Origin of the sequence: Streptomyces sp. NPDC101152 (assembly GCF_044768275.1) — a bacterium.
Taxonomy (GTDB): domain Bacteria; phylum Actinomycetota; class Actinomycetes; order Streptomycetales; family Streptomycetaceae; genus Streptomyces.
The window spans coordinates 17,090-32,870 of record NZ_JBIWPO010000024.1 but is presented as its reverse complement, the minus strand read 5'-3'; the positions used below and the strand labels follow the sequence as shown (position 1 = coordinate 32,870).

Below are 15,781 nucleotides of genomic sequence, written 5' to 3'. Positions count from 1 at the left end.
TCGCCTCCATGGTCTTCAACCGTTCCCTCCTGGCACGGGCCGCCCTGGGCCCGGCCGCCGGCGCGCTGCTGCTGGCGCTCATGGCCTCCGGTGCGCTGCCCGCCTACCAGATGTACTCGGTGGGACTCGCGGCCGTGTACACGATCGTGGTGCTGTCGGTCGGCCTGCTCGCCGGCTGGTCCGGCATCTGGTCGGTGGGCCACCCCGCGTTCTTCGCGGTCGGCGCCTACTTCGCGGCGTACGGCAGCGCCCACGACTGGCCCCTGGAAGCGGTGATCGTGGGCGCCGTCGCCACCGGTGCCGTCCTGGGGGCGTTCCTCGGGTACGCGGGTGCCCGGTTCTCGGTGCTGTACATCGCCCTGCTGACCCTCGCCTTCACCACGGTCACCCTGGAGCTGGTCAACCGGTGGAGCAGCGTGACCGGCGGCGACCAGGGCGTCCCGGTGCTCCAGTTGCGCAGTGCGCTCGGCCTGGGCACGATCCTGGGCGGGGGCGCCGAGGCCCAGTACCTGGCGGTCGGGGCCGCCGCCGTCGTTCTGGCGCTGGCCGTGCCGGCCGCCGCCTCCGGGCTGCGGATGCGCCTGGTGGCCGCCAAGTCGCACCCGCTGGCCGCCCGTACGATCGGCATCGCCCCGGAGGCGCAGTCGTCGCTGTCGTTCGCGGTGAGCGGGGCCTGCACCTGTTTCGCGGGCGTCCTGCTCGGTCTGCTCACCGGGTTCGTCAGCCCCGAGCCCTTCTCCCTGGCCTTCGGCATCTCACTGATCGCGGCCTGCGTGCTCGGCGGGACCGGCACCGTCCTCGGCGCCGTGGCCGGCGGCGTCTACCTCACCTGGAACCCCTCCCTCTCCTCCGCCGTCGGGCTCCCGCAGCCCGTCGTCCAGGGTCTCGTCCTGATCGCGGTGCTCCTCTTCCTCCCCGGCGGTGTCGTTCCGTTCCTCGCCGGGCTCGCGCGCCGGGTGCTGCGACGGCGGGAGGCCGAAGTTCCCTTGCCGGTCGAGGCGTCGGCGGACCCGGCGCCCGTCCCGCCGGAGTCCGGGGCCCGGGGCGACGGGCCGGTGCTGCTGGAGCTGGAGCACGTGTCGGTCTCGTACGGCGGGCTCAAAGCTCTGGAGGACGCCTCGCTGTCCCTGCGGCAGGACGAGATCCTGGCGGTGATCGGCCCCAACGGGGCAGGGAAGACAACCCTGTTGAACGCCCTGTCGGGGCTGACGGGCAACGGCCGGGTGAGCGGGCGCGCCGACTTCGCCGGCCGGCCGCTGCTGGAGGCCAGGGCGACCGCGCGCCGGCGGCTGGGCATCGGCCGCACCTTCCAGCACGCCGAGGTGTTCTCCGAACTCACCGTCGCGGAGAACGTGTTGTGCACCCGCCGCTGGATCACCGCCCGGGACCGCGCCGAGGTCGCCCGGCTGCTGCGCTCCGTCGGCCTGGCGGAGGTGGCCGACCGCCGTCCCGCCCAGCTGCCGTTCGGTCTGCAGAAACGCCTCGACCTGGCCCGCGCGATGGCGGAGAAGCCCAAACTGCTGGTGCTGGACGAACCGTTCGGCGGCCTCGACGCGGGCGAACGGGACCTGCTGGCAGGGCACATCAGGCGGCTGCACGCCGAGGGCACCGCCGTGGTCGTCATCGACCACGTCCTCGACGACCTGTTCTCCGTCGCCCACCGGGTGCTCGCCTTCGACTTCGGCCGCACGATCGGCGAGGGCAGCCCGGACACCGTGCTGCAGGATCCCGAAGTGCGCTCGTCGTACCTGGGATCGGTCGACACCAGGACGCGCCCGCCGGAGCACGTGGGCGACCGGAGCATGGTCCGCCTGCACGGGGTGGGCCACACCTACGGCGGTGTGGTCGCGCTGCGGGACGTCGACCTCGACGTCCGTCAGGGAGTCGTGCTGGGCGTCGCCGGGGCCAACGGAGCGGGCAAGAGCACGCTGGCCGGCATCCTGCACGGCTCCCTCGCACCGGCCCGGGGCGAACGCGAGACGGGCGGATCCGTGCGAACCAGCCTGGCGCCCGAGGGACGCGCCCTGTTCAAGACACTGTCCCTGCGCGAGAACCTCGAAGTCGCCGCCTACGCGGCCGGCATCACCGGCACGCAGCTGCGCGAGCGACTCGACGAGACCGTGCAGTGGCTGCCGTCCCGGCTGCGCGACCGGATGTCCGCCTCCGCCGGCGCGCTGTCCGGCGGGGAGCAGCAGATGCTCGCCATCGCCCGGGCCCTGATCGTCGCTCCCGACGTCCTGATCGTCGACGAACCGGCGCTCGGGCTGGCCCCCGCCCTGGTCGATGAGGTCTACGACCGGCTGGCCCGCCTCGCTCACGACGGCCTGACGGTCGTCCTGCTCGAACAACTCCTCAGCCGGGCCCTGTCCGTCTGCCACGAGGTCGCCGTCCTGCACGAGGGCGTCATCGCCGCCCACGGGCGGCCCGGCGACCCGGCGTTCGCCTCCCTCGCGGAAGCGGCGTACTTCGGCGGCGGCCTCGAAGCCGCCCCAACCGCGGCGCCCGACGCCCGCACTACCCCCGTCAAGTGACAATCCGTTGTGAACGAGGTGGACCGTGTTCCGGACCATGAGAAGATTCCGCCGCGCCGCGGGAACGGCAGCCGTCCTGGCCGTGGTGGCGCTGACCGCCAACGCGTGCGCCGGCCAGGACTCCGCCGGATCCGCCGGCGGCAACTCCTCCGAGATCCACATCGGCGCGTGGCTGCCCCTCACCGGTGCCACCGCTTCGTACGGCGTGCCCGAGAAGGCGGGTGCCGACGCTTACTTCAAGATGGTCAACGCCCAGGGCGGCGTCAACGGACGCAAGATCCGGTGGACGGTCAAGGACAACGCGGCCGACCCGCAGCAGACCGTGCAGATCGCCCGCGAACTCGTCGGCCAGGACAAGGTCGTGGCGATCGTCGACGCCAACGGCACCTCCCAGGCGGAGGCGGCCTTCCCGTTCGTCCTCAACCAGTCCAGGGTGCCGGTCCTCAACGAGGTCGGCGGCGCCGAGAACTGGTACAAGCCGCCCCGCCCCGGCCTGTTCGGCACCCAGACCCTCTACGAGGACCAGGCCGCGGCGGTCGCCGCGTGGGCGGTGCAGGACGGCGCGCGGAAGATCCTCGTCGTGCACAGCGATCCGGCCGCGTTCGTGAACGTGGCCAAGCAGGTGGAGCCCGTCGCCAAGAAGGTGAACCCCGCCGTCCAGGTCGACCGGCTCTCGGTCAAGTACCAGACCACCGACTACACCCCCGTGATCAGCAAGGTGAAGGCCGCCGGACCCCAGGCGGTGATCCTGATCCTCACCTCCCCCGAGGCGGCCGCCTTCGTCAAGGAGGCCAAGCTCCAGGGACTCTCCCTGCCCACCTACGCCTACGCCCCCGTCGCCGCCGAGTCGACGATCGCGCTCGCCAAGGACGCCGCCGAGGGCGTCAAGGCGGTGCAGCTGGTCAAGGCGCCCTCCGACAAGGACCCCGCGGTGCAGGAGTTCCGGACCGCGATGGCCAGGTACGAACCCGGTCAGAGCGCCGGATTCCTCGCCCTGTGGGGCTGGAGCAACGCGAAGGTGTTCGCCCAGATCGTGAAGACCATAAAAGGACCCGTCACGTCCCAGGCCATCACGGCGGCGTACCAGAAGGCGTCCTCGGTGGACCCGGGGGTGTCGCCGGTGATGAGGTTCAGTGCGAGCGACCATCTCGGCACGCGCAGTGTGCAGCGGGTGGAGGTGAAGAACGGCGCCTGGACGTCCGTCGGTGACTTCTACACCCCGCCGGCCCGCGGCTGAGCGCTCTCGCCGGGCACGTCGTGGACCAGACGGCCGTCACGGCACGGAGGTCTCGTCCACGGCGTGTTCCGCCGCTCACCCGCACCGCACGGCCGACGCCGAAGCGGCGTCAGGGTCGCTGCGGGCCATCTCCTGGCGGAGTCGAACGAGTGCGCGGTGCAGGGTGCTCTTGACCGTCCCCGGGGCCATGCCGAGCGTGGCGGCGGTCTCGTACGTCGTCATCTGCTCGCAGTACCGCAGCACGACGACGCTGCGCTGTCTCGGCGCCAGACCGCCCAGGACCTCCGTCAGCAGGGCCCGGTCGGCGTGTTGGGCGCTGGAGACTCCGACGGACGCCTCGGGCAACCGCTCGGTCGGGACCTCCTCCAGCCGCCGTGCCCGCCACCACTCCGTGCGCGTGTTGATCACGACGCGGCGCAGGTAGGCGTCGGCGAGCCGTTTGTCGGTGACGCGGTCCCAGCGGCGGTACGTGCGTAACAGGGCGGTCTGCAGGAGGTCCTGGGCGCCGAGCGGGTCGCGGACCAGGCGCCGGGCGCTGCGCAGCAGAGCATCGTGGCGGGTGCGGACGTGATCCTCGAATTCCAGCGCCGTGGCGGGATGCTGGTGCGGGTTCGTGTGCGGGGCTCCTTTCGGACAAGCCGGGCCGGGCTGCCGGCCGCTCCCCTCGCGCCGGCCGGCAGTCCGGCCCCGGATCCGGTGACGACTGTGGCAGCGAGAGGCTGTGGGCAAGCTGAAGACCGCTGCGGGGCTCGCCCCGGCTCTCGGACGCCGTGCGGTTCTTCAGGTTGGCCACAGGCCGACTCCCGCGTGCTGGAGCCATGCGCTTACTGGTGGTCGAGGACGACTGGCGAATGGCGGAACTGCTGCGGCGCGGCCTCGCCGGTGAGGGGTGGGCGGTGGACGTCGCCCACGACGGGCCGTCAGGGCTCGAACGGGCGGGCGAGAACCCGTACGACGCGATCCTGCGCACCCCGCTCGCCTGCCTGCGCGCCGAACTCGAACTGGCCCTCGCCCCCTCCGGGGACGCCCGCTGGCCGGACGCGGCTCGCGAGGCCTGCAGGACACGCTGCATGTCCAGGACATCACCACGAACCTGCTGCTCCTGGGCCGCCTCGACGCCCGGGCCTCGCGCTCGAATACCCCGCTGACCAGGCAGGTCGACCTGTCCGACCTGGTCCGCGAGGCCGTCACCGGCCGTGCTGTGCCCGATCACCTGGGCCTGGTCGTCACCGCACCGGACGAACCGGCGCCCGTGACCGGCCACCCGGGCCTGCTCGCCCGTGTGCTGGCCAACCTTCTCGACAACGCCGAACGTCACGCGGCCACCACGATCACCGTCGCTCTCGCCCTGGACCACGAGCGCGGCCAGGCGGTCCTCGAGGTGGCCAACGACGGGCCGCCCATTCCGCCCGAACACCGGGAGACGATCTTCGAGCGCTTCAGCCGGCTCGACGACGCCCGCTCACGGGACGCCGGGGGCACCGGCCTCGGCCTGGCCATCGCCCGCCGCATCACCACGCTCCACCACGGCACCCTCGCCCTGGCCGCCGACGACGAGGAGCGGGCGGGCGCCCGGTTCACCGTACGGCTGTCCCTGGCCCGCGCGGACGTCCTGCCGCTGGCGACGGAACTGCTGAACGCGTGGGACCAGCCCGACGACATCCCGGTACTCCTCACCCACAACGTCGGACACCACCCCCTCGAAGACGTCGTCCCCGACCTGGCACGCGCCCTCGTCACAGCAGGCCGCGACCACCATCTCCACGCACTGCTCCGGCACGTCGCACGGCAGTCACCCGCCTGGGAAGTCACCGGTCTCGCCGACATCCTCCGCGCCGAGGATCTGCCCGCAGCCGCCGAGGAGTTGCTCGCCGCCCGCACCGCACAGGGCGGGCCGGCACGGGGCGCCCGTACTCGTTGAACCGAGCGCTCAGGGCAGAGGCGGCCGGTCGCACTGCTCGACGAGCCGCCAGACCTCTTCGGCCGTTGCGCGGGTCAGGGCCACGGCGGACAGGGAGGCACAGTCGTCGCGGCGGAGCCGGCGGACGCGGGCGCGGACCTCGTCGAGGGCGGCGGGGCCGACCGAGAGGCTGTCGCAGCCGAGGCCGATGAGGAGGGGGATCACGAGCGGGTGTGCGGCGGCGTCACCGCAGACGGAGACCTGGCGGTCGTGACGGTGGGCGGCGTCGACGACGCGGGCGATGGCGTCGAGTACGGCGGGGTGTGCGGCCATGGCCGGGGTGGCGGTCGGGTCACGCCGGTCGAGGCCCAGGATCTGGCAGGTGAGGTCGTTGCTGCCGATGGAGAAGAAGGAGGCCTCGCGGGCGAGTTCATCGGCCGCGGCGACCGCTTCGGGGAGTTCCACCATGATGCCCAGGGGTGGTGTGGGAGCGCCGGTCTCGGTGGCCGCGGCCTCGAGGAGGCGCCGGCAGGCGCGGAGTTCGTCGACGCTCGCCACCATGGGGATCATGATGCGCAGGTCTGTGTCGGCTCCGGCGCCGAGCAGGCTGCGGAACTGGTCGGCGAAGGCGTCCGGCCGGGCGAGCATGAGGGGGAGGCCGCGCCCCAGCCGTCCGCCCGCACGGCCCGTGGCGAGGAACGGCGGCAGTTTGTCGTCGGCGAAATCGAGTGTGCGAGCCGTGACGGCCTGCCCGGTGAGGGCGCGCAGGACGGGGGCGAGGGTGGCCGCGTGCTGTTCGCGGGTGGGCCAGGCGGGATGGTTGAGGAACGGCAGCTCGGTGCGGAGCAGGCCGGCACCTTCGGCGCCCGCGGTCAGGGCCGCGCGGGCCTCGGCCGGGGTGGCCACGTTGGCGCGGAGAACGATGCGATGCCCGTCGAGCGTCTCCGGGGGCAGGTGACGCTCCTCGGCCAGGGCGAGCCTGCGGGCCCGGGCGGTGTCCATCGCCCGCAGCGCCTTGGCGCGTTCCTCGTCGTCGGGGTGGGCGACCGCGCCGGCCTGTTCGGCGTCGAGCAGGATCTCCTGCCCGTCCGGCAGTTCGAGCAGTTGGGGGTCGACGGCCAGCAGCAGGGGGATGCCCAGCGAGCGGGCGACGATCGCGGCGTGGGAGTTCGGGCCACCGGTCACGGAGATGGCGGCTGTCACCGTCCGGCCCGGTTCGAGCAGGTCGGCTGCGCCGATCTCGTGGGCGACCAGGATTAGGGGCCGGTCGGGGACGGGGCCCGTGTCGCCGTGGAGGTGCGCCAGGACGCGGCGGCCCACCTGCCGGACGTCCGCGGCGCGTTCGGCGAGGGTGGGATCGTCGAGCGCGGCGATGGTACTGGCGTAGGCATCCACGGCCTGGCGGACGGCGACGGGCACCGGCCTGCCGCCGTGAGCCCGTGTGACGGCCTGCTCCCGCAGATCCTGGTCCTGGGCGAGGTAACCGTTGACCTCCATGATGTCGGCCTGTTCGTCCCTCCCCTGTTCGCGCAGTGAGGCGGACAGGGCGAGGAGGCGGGCCGCGACGGCGTCGAAGGCGTCGGTGATCTGCCGTGCGGGGTCGCCGCCGGTGCGGTGGGGCAGCGCCGTTCTGGCGGGTGGCCGGTCGGTGCGGTGGACGAAGCCGAGGGCGGTGCCCGGCGCGGCGGCGTGACCGGTGTACGTGCGGCGGGCGGTCATCGCGCACCCAACGTCTCGGCGAGGGCGCGGAAGACGAGGGCGGTGGAGGTGGCGCCCGGGTCCTGGTGCCCGATGCTGCGGGCGCCGAGGTAGGAGGCGCGGCCCTTGCGGGCCTGCATCGGGGTGGTCGCCCGCATGCCCTCTTCGGCGGCGTCCGCGGCGGCCACGGCGGCGGCCGCCAAGTCGGCTCCGGCGTCGGCCTGTTGCTGGAAGGCGGCCAGTGCCGGCGCATAGGCGTCGATCATGGTCTTGTCGCCGGGCGCGGCCGCACCGAGCTTCTGGACGCTCGCGAGGCCTGAGGCCAGCGCGGCGGCGAACTGCCGGGGGTCGGCCGTGGGCGTGTCCAGGGCCTTGCCGATGGCTCGGAAGGCGCCGCCGTACAGGGGTCCGGAGGCACCGCCGACCGTGGAGATGAGCGTGGTGCCGGTCTTGACCAGTACGGCCCCCACGGTGTCCGGTGCGTAGTCGGCGAGGGCCGTGCGGGCGGCGGAGAAGCCGCGGTGCATGTTGGTGCCGTGGTCGGCGTCGCCGATGGCCGAGTCGAGTTGGGTGAGGTGGTCCTTGTGCTGGTCCACGGCGGCTGCGATGGCCTGCACCCACGTGCGGGCGAGGTCGGTGTCCACGGGATCTCCGATCATGGTCGGTACGGGGCTGGTCGGCGGTGGGTGAGCCGGGGGCGGGGGGAAGACGCGGAGGATGCGGTCGGGGCCGGTCGGCGGACAGCGGGAAGGACCCGGCCCGCACCTCGCGCCGCGCGTGGCCCCGCCCCCGGCTCGGTCAGATGCCCCAGCGCAGGGCCGGGGTGTTCACAGGCGCGTCCCACAGGGACAGCATGTCGGCATCGGCGTTGCACACGGTGAGGGAAACACCCGCCATGTCGAGGCTGGTCACGTAGTTGCCGACGAGGCTGCGGGCGACGATGACGCCCCTCTCCGCGAAGCTGGCGGCGACCTCGTTGAAGACCACGTACAGCTCGATGAGCGGGGTGCCGCCCAGTCCGTTGACCATGACGATCGTCTGGTCGCCGGCCGTCAGTGGCTGGTCGGCGAGGATCGCGTCCAGCGCGGTCGCCACGATGGCCTTGGCCGGCTGGAGCTTCTCGCGGCGGCGGCCGGGCTCGCCGTGGATGCCGACGCCGACCTCCATCTCGTCCTCGGGCAGGTCGAATCCGGGCTTGCCGGAGGCGGGGGTGGTGCAGGAGGTCAGCGCCACCGCGAAGGACCGGGAGGCGGCGTTGACCCGCTTTCCCATCTCGGCGACCTCACTGAGGCTGCCGCCCTGTTCCGCGAGGGCTCCGGCGATCTTCTCGACGAAGACGGTGGCTCCGGTGCCGCGGCGCCCGGCGGTCCAGAGGGAGTCCTGGACGGCCACGTCGTCGTCGACCAGGACCGTCTCCACCGTGATGCCCTCCTCGGTGGCCAGTTCGGCGGCCATCTGGAAGTTGAGGACGTCTCCGGTGTAGTTCTTCACGATGAACAGCACGCCCGCGCCGCCGTCGACGGCCTGGGCGGCGGCCAGCATCTGCCCCGGTACGGGTGAGGTGAAGACCTCGCCGGGGCAGGCCGCGTCGAGCATGCCCCGGCCGACGAAGCCGCCGTGCAGGGGTTCGTGCCCGGAACCGCCGCCGGAGACGACGGCGACCTTGCCCGGCCTGGTGGCCGAGGCACGGGCGATCACCTTGTTCTCGGCGTCGACCTTCAGGCCGGGGTGGGCGGCGGCGATCCCGGACAGTGCCTCGGCCAGTACCGCTTCGGCGGCGTTGATCAGCTTCTTCACGACAGGACTCCTTGAGCGGCGGTGACCGGCTCGGTCGCCGCCTCGGTGGGGGTGGTGGCGCCGCGGCGGGCGTTGAGGGCGACGTACAGGAAACCGGCGGCGACCGCGCCGATCACTTCGGCGGCGAGGTAGACCGGCAGCTGGTCCCAGTGGACCGTGCCGCCGAACAACTGACCGGTGATCATCGGACCGAGCGTCCTTGCCGGGTTGATGGAGGCCGCGGTGGCCGGGGCCACCGGGATGATGATCGCGAACACGCCGAGGCCGATGGCCAGACCGGCGAAGCCTCCGGCGGCGCGGCGGTCGATGGCGCCGAAGACGATGAAGGCGAGGATGAAGGTACCGACGGCTTCGGCGAGGAACGCCTGACCGGCGCCGACTCCGCTGCCGTAGGCGGCGATGCCGAGGCCGACGTCGACGGCCTTCCTCCCCAGCACGCCGACGATCGCGAGGGCGCCGAGCACCGCCCCGGCCAGCTGGGCGGCCACGTATCCGGGAACGTCCCGCCAGGGCATCTTCCCCGTCGCTGCGAGCGCGAGGGTGACGGCCGGATTGATCTGACACCCGGAGATGTGGCCGATGGCGTAGATCATGGCGATGACCACGGTGGCGAACGCCAGCGAGATCATGCCCAGATCGGCGAAGGTGAACGGTGCCTCGCCGTTGACGATGAGGGTCGCCGGGACCGAACCGACGCCGATGAACACCAGCATCGCCGTGCCCAGCGCCTCGGCCAGCAGCTTCTGTGAATGAGTGTTTTCTTCCATGGAAGGCGCCCGGAGCCGAGCGGCGGCTCGGGCGTCTCACCTCCTCCGCGGGGAGCGGGCTGTGAAGGGAGGTGGCCGCCAGGTGTGTCGGTGTCGGGCGCTGGCGGCCGCTCGGGGAAGCCGGGCGGATGTGAAAGCTCCGGCTGTGGGTCGTTCGTCATGGATGAACGTTGTTCCGGAAATTAAGGCTGGGTTTCCGGCCCTGTCAAGAGGTTCGACCGGCTCGGCGTTCCGCCGACCCATGAAGAAGGCCCCGGGGCAGGGTGCCGAGGGGCCTGGACCGGACGGAGGACGGGCGGCCGGACGACCGCCGCACCCTCGCGGCGAGGAGTCAGGGCATCGCGGTGCGTGCGGCGGCTCCCCGCGGGGCGCCCAGGTCGCGCGAGAGGTTGCGGGCGGTCTCCCGGACGGCGACCGCGAGCTCCTGCCGTGCGTCCTCGGCCAGCAGACGCTCCACGGGGCCGACGATGCCGAGGGCGCCGACCACCTCGCCGGAGCGGTCGAAGACGGGAGAGGCTACGCCCGCGTCCCCGATGGCCGACTCCTGGTCCTCGACGGCATAGCCCGTCCTGAGGACCTCCTTCAACTGGCCCGCCAGTTCCTGCGGGTCGGTGATGCTGGCACCGGTGAGCACTGCCGGCTCCTCCGCGAGCAGCCGCTCACGCTCACCGGGCGGCAGGAAGGCCACGATGGCCTTGCCCAGGGCGCAGGTGCTCCACGGGATGCTGGCGCCGACCTCGAGGATCTGCACAGCCCCCTCGGGCCGGAACGCATGGTGCACCACCAGGACGTGGTCACCGGTGAGGACGGCCACCCAGACCGCCTCGTTGGTCCGGTTCGCCAGCTGGTCCGCCCAGGTCAGCGAGCGGGTCCGCAGCTCCTGGGTGTCCAGGTAGGCATTGCCCAGCTGCACGAGTTCCGGGCCGAGCTGGTACTTCGAGCTGTCCCGGTCCTGCACCACCAGCCCCTCGGCCTCCAGCGTGCGCAGCAGGGCGTGGACGGTGGGCTTGGCCACGCCCAGGCGGTCGGCCAGCTCGGTCACCCCGAGCCGGGGACCGGTGGACGCGAGCTCCCGCAGTATCTGCACAGCGCGCTGCACCGCCTGCACCATCGAAAGATTCCCCTCGGTTCACTATTGCTGAACAGTGTTCCGACATCTACGGTACCTGTTCATGAGCACATCTGTCGGCATCGTACTCGTGTCCCACAGCGCCGAACTCGCCTCGGGCCTGCGCCTGCTGGTGGAGCAGATCGGCTCGGACACCGTCCCCCTCGCCACCGCCGGAGGCACCGACGACGGCCGGGTGGGCACCAGCTACGACCTCGTCCTCACCGCCATCCGCAGCGTCGACCGGGGCGGAGGCGTCGTCGTCCTGCCCGACCTCGGCAGTTCCGTCCTCACCGCCCGCACCGTCCTCGAAGACAACCCCAGCCCCGACGTGCTGATCGTCGACGCGCCCTTCGTCGAAGGAGCCGTCGCCGCCGTCGTCACCGCCGCGTCCGGCGCCGACCTCAAGACCGTCGCCGAAGCCGCCCAGGAGGCCCGCCATGTCCGCAAGCTCTGAGTCCACCACCGTGAACGCCGCGACCGTGTCCGGGCACGAGAGGACCGTCGTTATGCCCGCCGCTCTCCACGCCCGGCCCGCGGGCCGGCTCGCCCGCGCGGCAGCCGGATTCACCAGCACCGTCCAACTGGAGCACAACGGCCGCACCGTCAACCCGACCGGCGTCCTGGCCGTGATGGGACTCGGCGCCACGGCGGGAAGCAGCGTCACCGTCCGTGCGCAAGGCCAGGACGCCGAGCAGGCCGTCGCCGCCCTGACCGAGATCCTCGCCACCGCCGAGTGACCACCAAGACCCCCTGGAGGTGGTCGGGTGAGCCCGCCCGCCGCAAGCACGTCCACCGCCCCGCCGGGTCCGCCCGCGCGGGTGGAGCACGTCTGCACACTGCCGCACATCCCCGAGGCCGTTTGCGCTGTACGCCGCCGGGCACGCACCGTTCTCACCCAGTGGCGCGTGCCCCCTCCGGCCATCGACGACGCCCTCCTGGTGATTTCGGAACTCACCACCAACGCGATCGTCCACGCACTGCCGCCGACGGTGCTGCGGTTGTCCCTGCCCGAGGGTGGCGGCGACCGCACCCTCCGCATCGAGGTCGCCGACGCGGGTCCTGCGCCCCGCCGACGCCCTCGGCACGGCTACCCCGGTCATGGCGAATACAGGGAAAACGGCCGCGGGACCGCTGTCGTCACGGCCCTCTCCGCCCGCCAGGGCGTGTCCCACCAGCGCGAGAGGGCCACCCGATGGGCCGTCCTGCACCTGGAGGCCTGACCGTGCGGCAGCTTCGAACGGAGGATCCCGCCCTTGTCGCCTCGCGGTACCGAGCCTAGCCTGACTTTGTGCCGCCAATAAACAAATCCCGAACGCACAGCGTCGTGCCGGGCCGCCACAGCGACGACCTCAGCCGACTCCGCGTCGCCCTGACCGTCTTCTTCGCCCTCGACGGCTTCGTCTTCGCCGGCTGGGTCGTCCGCATCCCCGCCATCAAGCACCAGACCGGGGCCTCCGCCGGCGCCCTCGGCCTCGCCCTCCTCGGCGTCTCGGCCGGCGCCGTCGTCACCATGATGTTCACGGGACGGCTCTGCCGCCGCTACGGCAGCCACCCGATGACGGTGGTCCTCGGCGTCCTCCTCTCCCTGAGCGTCGCTCTCCCGCCCCTCACCCACTCCGCCGTCGCCCTCGGCGCCGTCCTCTTGGTGTTCGGCATGGCCTACGGCGGCATCAACGTGGCCTTCAACAGCGCCGCCGTCGATCTGGTGGCCGCCCTGCGGCGTCCGGTCATGCCCAGCTTCCATGCCGCCTTCAGCCTGGGCGGCATGGTCGGCGCGGGTCTCGGCGGGCTGGTGGCGGAGCACGTCTCGCCGACCCGGCATCTGTTCGGGCTGACGGTGGTCGGCCTGGTCGTGACCGCGCTCGCGGGACGCACCCTGCTCCGTCACGAGCCGCCCCGCGTACCGGAGCGCGCCGAGGGCGTCCCGCAGGACGGTCCGCGCCGTCTCGACGGCCGGACCCGCGGGCGGGTCCTGGTCTTCGGCCTCATCGCCCTGTGCACCGCCTACGGCGAGGGCGCCATGGCCGACTGGGGCGCCCTGCACCTCGCGCAGGACCTGCACGGCTCGCCGGGGACCGCGGCCCTTGGTTACTCCTGCTTCGCGCTTGCCATGACGGTCGGACGGCTGACCGGCACGACGCTCCTGGAACGGCTCGGCCGCACTCGTACGGTCGTCGTGGGCGGTGCCACCGCGGCCGTCGGCATGCTGGCCGGGTCCCTCGCGCCCTCGCTCTGGGCGGCCCTGATCGGTTTCGCGGTCACCGGCCTCGGGCTTGCCAACCTCTTCCCGGTCGCCGTGGAACGCGCCGGGACGCTCGCCGGGCCCAGCGGCGTCGCGACCGCCTCCACCCTCGGCTACGGCGGCATGCTCCTCGGCCCGCCGGCGATCGGTTTCATGGCGGAATGGTTCTCTCTGCCCACCGCCCTGACCAGCGTCGCGCTCCTGGCGGCGGTCGCCGCCCTCATCGGCTTCGTGACCCGTCACACGACCACACGATGAGGTGCGGACCTTTCAGCGCAGGTCGAGACGCATGAGGACGCGACGATGGCCGGCGAGCACCGAAGTGGTGTAGGCGACGTGGACGAAGCCGGCGCGTTCGAAGTTCCTCCTGAGACCGGCGTACGCCATCGTCGTGTCGACCCTGGCGTCACCGCTGTCGAGGGGGTACGCCTCGACGACGGGAGCGCCGTGCTCGCGGGCGAACTCCACGGCGCCGGCGATCAGCGCGTGCGAGACTCCCTTGCCACGGTGGCCCGGACGCACCCGGACGCACCACAGCGACCAGACCGGCAGGTCGTCCACGTGGGGGATCTGACGGCTGCGCGCGTACGTGGTGTCGGCACGCGGTGCCACGGCCGCCCATCCGGCTGGTTCGCCACCGTCGTAGGCGAGCACCCCCGGAGGAGGCACCGAACGGCACAACTCGGCCACGTACGCCCCACGGGCCGGCCCCCGCAACTCCTTCTCCAGCCTGGACGGGAGGCGATGACTCAGACACCAGCAGACACTGGCCGCAGGCGCCTTCGGCCCGATCACGACGGCCACGTCCGCGAACTCCGAGGCCGGCCGCACTTCGATACTCATGCCGCCACGATGCCACGCGACCAGCGGATGAAGGCCGGTCTCCCACCCGCGAGCGCGGCCACGACGACGAACTCCACGATGGTCCCGGAGCGCCTGGGCTGCTCCGGCAAATATCCGTTGAGTTGCGCGCGGCGGTCCGGGAGAGTCCCGGAGCATGGAGTTCTTCTGCTACCACCGGGACCGGGCCGGATCCCTGGCGCTGCGCGAGGAGTTGTTGGAGGCGCACCGGTCATACATGGACGGGTACGCGGAGGAGATGATCGCCCGCGGGCCGACCTTCGCGGGCGACGGTGGGACGCCTTCGGGGAGTGTGCACATCCTCGACCTGCCGGATCCCGCCGCCGCCCGTGCGTTCGCCCTCGACGAGCCCAACCACCAGGCCGGTGTGTACCGGGATGTGTTGCTGCGCCGGTGGCGCAACGTGCTGGGGCGGACCATGTGGGAGTTCCCGGGCGGCCGGGCCGGTGGCGACCGCTACCTGGTGCTCGGCCTCGGCTCCGGGCCGGCCGTCGACCTCGAACCGCCGGCCGACCGGGACGAACTCATCGCCTACGGCCCGTTGTCGTCGGACGACGGCGCTACCTGGCTGGGTACCGCGGTGCTGCTCCGGGCCCCCGACCGGGACGCGGCCCGTGCCGTGTTGAGCCCGGGCGCCTACGATCAGGTCGAGGTCCACGACTGGCGGTTCGGCGGGCGGGCGTGACAGGAGACCTCGGATCAGCTTCCCTCCCTGCGCATCGGGCCCCAGGGGCCCTCCTGGTCGACCACCGCCGAGACGGCGTCCTCGATGACCTTGTCGTCGATCCAGCCGACGGGCTCCACGTCGGTGACCAAGGGCTCGTTGTCGGGGCCGCGGCCCTCGACGCGGCCCCGCAGGATCCAGGGCCGTACGCCCGTGCCCTTCTCGCGCGGCAGGTGGGAGTAGTCGTACAGGCGCCGGGCCACCCACAGCTCGACCGGGCGGTCCTGCCACCAGGGTTCGACGTCGAGGGGGTTGGCGGACAGGCCCGACATGGGTACGCCGGTCAGGGCGTCCCGGCTATCGGACAGGTCCTCGTCGGCGCGCGGACCGCGGGACCAGCGCACGAAGAGGCGGGGGATGCGCTGCACCAGGTCTGCCAGCTCGTCGAGGCTGTGCAGCACGGGCAGTTCGCGGGACGCGCCGTTCATACGGTGCTCACTCCTTGCCGAGTTGCCCGGTGGTGTAGAAGCCGATCGAGCCCGGCCCCCGCTCGTCCAGCAGTTCCTTGGTGCGGGCCACGACCTGGCCCATGGCGTGCTCCCAGTCGCATTCCACGAGCCGGCCGCCCTCGCGCACCAGCGGCCGGGTCAGCCGGTCCGGCGACGCACCGGCCTGCCAGCCGTACAGGTCCTTGGGTCCCAGCCGGCCACGGTTGAACCGGTCCACCGCGCGTCCGCGCACCCCGACCATCCGGCCGTCGCGCACCGCGATGTCCATGGCGTCACCGTTGGAGTGCAGCAGTGAGGCCGCCGGCACCCACCGCTCGACCATTTCCTCGGTGACACCCTCGGAGAGGTGGGTGTCCGTACGGGCGGCCCATGCGCTGCCCGGCGCGTAGGGCGTCCGTCCGCCCCAGGGGTCCGCGATCCGGTCGCCCGTAACGTCCACGACGACACCTCCACGATCACCGGCG

17 protein-coding genes and 1 pseudogene are annotated in these 15,781 nt (G+C 72.5%); 9 read left to right on the top strand and 9 right to left on the bottom strand.

Going from position 1 to position 15,781, the window contains the following annotated elements; translation table 11 throughout:
• Window positions 1-8 precede the first annotated feature (8 nt).
• Entirely contained in the window at window positions 9-2,531 is a 2,523-nt protein-coding gene (locus tag ACIRVK_RS27220) for an ATP-binding cassette domain-containing protein (RefSeq protein WP_404251451.1), read from the top strand.
• A 37-nt stretch (window positions 2,532-2,568) separates the two neighbouring features.
• Entirely contained in the window at window positions 2,569-3,768 is a 1,200-nt protein-coding gene (locus tag ACIRVK_RS27215; protein WP_404251449.1) for an ABC transporter substrate-binding protein, read from the top strand.
• Between the two features lie 75 nt (window positions 3,769-3,843).
• Here ACIRVK_RS27215 and ACIRVK_RS27210 read toward each other — a convergent pair whose 3' ends face one another.
• The gene (locus ACIRVK_RS27210; protein WP_404251617.1) at window positions 3,844-4,353 is read right to left on the bottom strand and encodes a SigE family RNA polymerase sigma factor; all 510 of its coding nucleotides are present in this window, start codon (window positions 4,351-4,353) and stop codon (window positions 3,844-3,846) included.
• Window positions 4,354-4,586: 233 nt separating this feature from the next.
• Here ACIRVK_RS27210 and ACIRVK_RS27205 point away from each other — a divergent pair, with 233 nt between their 5' ends.
• The gene (locus ACIRVK_RS27205) at window positions 4,587-4,916 is read left to right on the top strand and encodes a hypothetical protein (protein ID WP_404251447.1); all 330 of its coding nucleotides are present in this window, start codon (window positions 4,587-4,589) and stop codon (window positions 4,914-4,916) included.
• A 53-nt stretch (window positions 4,917-4,969) separates the two neighbouring features.
• Entirely contained in the window at window positions 4,970-5,689 is a 720-nt protein-coding gene (locus tag ACIRVK_RS27200; protein WP_404251445.1) for a sensor histidine kinase, read from the top strand.
• A 9-nt stretch (window positions 5,690-5,698) separates the two neighbouring features.
• Here ACIRVK_RS27200 and ACIRVK_RS27195 read toward each other — a convergent pair whose 3' ends face one another.
• The 5 genes from ACIRVK_RS27195 to ACIRVK_RS27175 all read right to left on the bottom strand — a co-directional run bounded on the left by ACIRVK_RS27195 (window position 5,699) and on the right by ACIRVK_RS27175 (window position 11,041).
• Window positions 5,699-7,387, bottom strand: a complete 1,689-nt coding sequence (locus tag ACIRVK_RS27195) for a phosphoenolpyruvate--protein phosphotransferase (protein ID WP_404251443.1) — start codon at window positions 7,385-7,387, stop codon at window positions 5,699-5,701.
• On the bottom strand, window positions 7,384-8,025 hold the full coding sequence (gene dhaL / locus ACIRVK_RS27190; protein WP_404251441.1) for a dihydroxyacetone kinase subunit DhaL: 642 nt from the start codon (window positions 8,023-8,025) through the stop codon (window positions 7,384-7,386). The genes ACIRVK_RS27195 and dhaL overlap by 4 nt, the downstream gene beginning before the upstream one ends.
• A gap of 139 nt (window positions 8,026-8,164) precedes the next feature.
• A complete protein-coding gene (dhaK, locus tag ACIRVK_RS27185) occupies window positions 8,165-9,163 on the bottom strand; it encodes a dihydroxyacetone kinase subunit DhaK (RefSeq protein WP_404251439.1) in 999 nt (332 codons plus the stop codon).
• The gene (locus ACIRVK_RS27180) at window positions 9,160-9,930 is read right to left on the bottom strand and encodes an MIP/aquaporin family protein (RefSeq protein ID WP_404251437.1); all 771 of its coding nucleotides are present in this window, start codon (window positions 9,928-9,930) and stop codon (window positions 9,160-9,162) included. Before ACIRVK_RS27180 ends, dhaK begins: the two co-directional genes overlap by 4 nt.
• Before the next feature lie 331 nt (window positions 9,931-10,261).
• On the bottom strand, window positions 10,262-11,041 hold the full coding sequence (locus ACIRVK_RS27175; protein WP_404251435.1) for an IclR family transcriptional regulator: 780 nt from the start codon (window positions 11,039-11,041) through the stop codon (window positions 10,262-10,264).
• A gap of 61 nt (window positions 11,042-11,102) precedes the next feature.
• Here ACIRVK_RS27175 and dhaM point away from each other — a divergent pair, with 61 nt between their 5' ends.
• The 4 genes from dhaM (at window position 11,103) to ACIRVK_RS27155 (ending at window position 13,541) form a co-directional block, all read left to right on the top strand.
• The gene (gene dhaM, locus ACIRVK_RS27170; RefSeq protein ID WP_404251433.1) at window positions 11,103-11,495 is read left to right on the top strand and encodes a dihydroxyacetone kinase phosphoryl donor subunit DhaM; all 393 of its coding nucleotides are present in this window, start codon (window positions 11,103-11,105) and stop codon (window positions 11,493-11,495) included.
• Entirely contained in the window at window positions 11,479-11,778 is a 300-nt protein-coding gene (locus tag ACIRVK_RS27165; RefSeq protein WP_404251431.1) for an HPr family phosphocarrier protein, read from the top strand. The genes dhaM and ACIRVK_RS27165 overlap by 17 nt, the downstream gene beginning before the upstream one ends.
• Before the next feature lie 27 nt (window positions 11,779-11,805).
• Window positions 11,806-12,261: an ATP-binding protein gene (locus ACIRVK_RS27160; RefSeq protein ID WP_404251429.1), complete on the top strand. Its 456-nt coding sequence runs from the start codon at window positions 11,806-11,808 to the stop codon at window positions 12,259-12,261.
• Between the two features lie 104 nt (window positions 12,262-12,365).
• A complete protein-coding gene (locus ACIRVK_RS27155; RefSeq protein WP_404251427.1) occupies window positions 12,366-13,541 on the top strand; it encodes an MFS transporter in 1,176 nt (391 codons plus the stop codon).
• 12 nt (window positions 13,542-13,553) lie between these two features.
• On the opposite strand, the gene ACIRVK_RS27150 is transcribed toward ACIRVK_RS27155, so the two are convergent.
• Window positions 13,554-14,126 (bottom strand): GNAT family N-acetyltransferase, encoded by a 573-nt coding sequence (locus tag ACIRVK_RS27150; protein ID WP_404251425.1) that lies wholly within the window; start codon window positions 14,124-14,126, stop codon window positions 13,554-13,556.
• Between the two features lie 154 nt (window positions 14,127-14,280).
• On the opposite strand from ACIRVK_RS27150, the gene ACIRVK_RS27145 reads away from it, so the two are divergent.
• Window positions 14,281-14,829, top strand: coding sequence for a YciI family protein (locus ACIRVK_RS27145; protein WP_404251423.1), 549 nt, complete (start codon window positions 14,281-14,283; stop codon window positions 14,827-14,829).
• Between the two features lie 14 nt (window positions 14,830-14,843).
• Here the strand turns inward: ACIRVK_RS27145 and ACIRVK_RS27140 are convergent, their stop codons facing one another.
• Together ACIRVK_RS27140 and ACIRVK_RS27135 are read right to left on the bottom strand one after the other, a co-directional pair.
• Window positions 14,844-15,296, bottom strand: coding sequence for a DUF6098 family protein (locus ACIRVK_RS27140; protein ID WP_404251421.1), 453 nt, complete (start codon window positions 15,294-15,296; stop codon window positions 14,844-14,846).
• A gap of 19 nt (window positions 15,297-15,315) precedes the next feature.
• A pseudogene (locus ACIRVK_RS27135) lies at window positions 15,316-15,756 on the bottom strand (nitrate reductase); the annotation flags it as partial.
• Window positions 15,757-15,781 lie beyond the last annotated feature (25 nt).